The sequence below is a fragment of the Nonomuraea sp. NPDC049141 genome, assembly GCF_040648415.1.
GTDB lineage: Bacteria > Actinomycetota > Actinomycetes > Streptosporangiales > Streptosporangiaceae > Nonomuraea.
On record NZ_JBEZDR010000135.1, the window covers coordinates 1 to 2,330 of the forward strand.

Consider the following 2,330-nt stretch of genomic DNA (forward strand, 5'->3'; position numbering starts at 1 on the left):
CGGGGAGGCCAACTCGATGGGCAGCGTCCAGATCGTCACCACGATCCTCGCGTTCGCCATCACCGCCGTGGCGGTGTGGCTTGCGGTACGCGCGGTCATGAAGATGGTGGCCGTCATCCGGCTGGGTCAGCCGGATCCGACCCGCTTCGGTGACAAGGGCACCCGCACCAAGACCATGCTGGCCGAGACCGCCGGCCACACCCGCATGCTCCGCTGGAGCGTCGTGGGTGCGGCCCACTGGTTCGTGATGGTCGGCTTCATCGTGCTGTCGCTGCTGGTGCTGGAGGCGTACTTCGAGGTCGTCTCCCCGACCGGCGGGCTGCCCCTGGTCGGCAACTGGGCGATCTACGGGCTGGTCACCGAGTGGCTCGCGATCCTGGGCCTCGTCAGCATCCTGGTGCTGATCGCGATCCGGCTCCGCAACCGGCCCACCCGGCCGGGTGGGAAGTCCCGGTTCACCGGCTCGACCATGTGGCAGGGCTACTTCGTCGAGGGCATCATCCTCGCCGTACTGATCATGGGCTTCGTCATCCGGGGCTTCAAGGTCGCCACCGACCACTTCGAGTACCCGGTCTGGGCCGCCCCGCTCAGCCACGCCGTCGGCGGCGTGCTGCCGAACTGGGAGGCCGGCGTCAGCATCGCCGCGCTCATCAAGATCGCCATCTCGATGACCTGGCTCATCGTGATCGCGCTGAACGTCACCATGGGCGTCGCCTGGCACCGCTTCCTGGCCTTCTTCAACATCTTCTTCAAGCGCGACCCCGGCGCCAACGTCTCCGGCCTCGGCGCCCTGCGGCCCATGACGAGCCAGGGCAAGCCGCTGGACTTCGAGGAGGCCGACCCCGAGAAGGACCAGTTCGGCGTCGCCCAGGTCGAGCAGTTCACCTGGAAGGGCCTGCTGGACTTCAGCACCTGCACCGAGTGCGGCCGCTGCCAGTCGCAGTGCCCCGCCTGGAACACCGGTAAGCCGCTGTCGCCGAAGCTGCTGGTGCTGAGCCTGCGCGACCACGCGTACGCCAAGGCACCGTACCTGCTGGCCGGCGGCGGCAAGGACCTGACCGGCGAGGAGAAGGCCACCGCCGCCCAGCTCGCCCACATGGACGTGCTGGCGCTGGCCGAGGCCGAGAAGCCGCTGATCGGCACCGCCGAGGAGGGCGGCGTCATTGACCCGGACGTGCTCTGGTCCTGCACCACCTGCGGCGCCTGCGTCGAGCAGTGCCCGGTCGACATCGAGCACGTCGACCACATCGTCGACATGCGCCGCTACCAGGTGCTCATCGAGTCGAGCTTCCCGTCCGAGGCCGGCGTGATGCTGCGCAACCTGGAGAACAAGGGCAACCCGTGGGGCGCCCCGCAGAACACCCGCGAGGACTGGACCAAGGGCCTGGACTTCGAGGTGCCGCGGGTCGGCGAGGTCGACGACTTCGAGTACCTCTTCTGGGTCGGCTGCGCCGGCGCGTTCGAGGACCGGGCCAAGAAGACCACGCGGGCGGTCGCCACGCTGCTCAACGAGGCGGGCGTCAAGTTCGCGATCCTCGGCGAGGGCGAGACCTGCTCCGGCGACCCGGCCCGCCGCATCGGCAACGAGTTCGTCTTCCAGATGCTCGCGCAGCAGAACGTGGAGACCCTCAACGAGGCGTTCGAGGGCCGGGAGAAGAGCAAGCGGAAGATCGTCGCGACCTGCCCGCACTGCTTCAACACCCTCGGCAACGAGTACGGCCAGCTCGGCGGCGAGTTCGAGGTGGTCCACCACACCCAGCTCCTGGCGCACCTGGTCGCCACCGGCAAGCTCACCCCGGTGCAGCCGGTCGACGGCGGCGTCACCTACCACGACCCCTGCTACCTGGGCCGGCACAACCGGGTCTTCGCCCCGCCGCGCGAGGTGCTGGGGTCCGCCATCTCCGGCGAGCTGACCGAGATGCCCCGCAACAGCGAGCGCTCCTTCTGCTGCGGCGCCGGCGGCGCCCGGATGTGGATGGAGGAGAAGATCGGCAAGCGGATCAACGTGGACCGGGTCGAGGAGGCCATGTCCACCGGGGCGAAGACGGTCGCCGTCGGCTGCCCGTTCTGCTCGACGATGCTCAACGACGGCGTGAACGGCAAGGGCGCCGGGGAACAGGTCGAGGTCGTCGACGTGGCCAGCGTGCTGCTCCGGTCGGTCAAGCCCGACGCACCGGGTGGCACCGACACCGAGCGGCTGCCGGTCGCCGGCTGACGCGTACCCCCTGCGACGCCCCGACGGCGGCGGGCCCCCCCCCGGGGCGCCGCCCGCGGCGGTGAGGGGGGGGGGGTGTTGATGGGGGGCGGGGGGGGCGGGGGGGGGGGGGTCA

General features: G+C 70.2%; 1 protein-coding gene. It reads left to right on the forward strand.

Going from position 1 to position 2,330, the window contains the following annotated elements; genetic code table 11:
- Positions 1–16 precede the first annotated feature (16 nt).
- The gene (locus tag AB0B91_RS65170) at positions 17–2,215 is read left to right on the forward strand and encodes a (Fe-S)-binding protein (protein WP_089002722.1); all 2,199 of its coding nucleotides are present in this window, start codon (positions 17–19) and stop codon (positions 2,213–2,215) included.
- Positions 2,216–2,330: the final 115 nt, after the last annotated feature.

Excerpts from the sequence above, each read along its gene's own strand:
- AB0B91_RS65170 (WP_089002722.1), top strand. The coding sequence starts at position 17 with ATGGGCAGCGTCCAGATCGTCACCACGATCCTCGCGTTCGCCATCACC.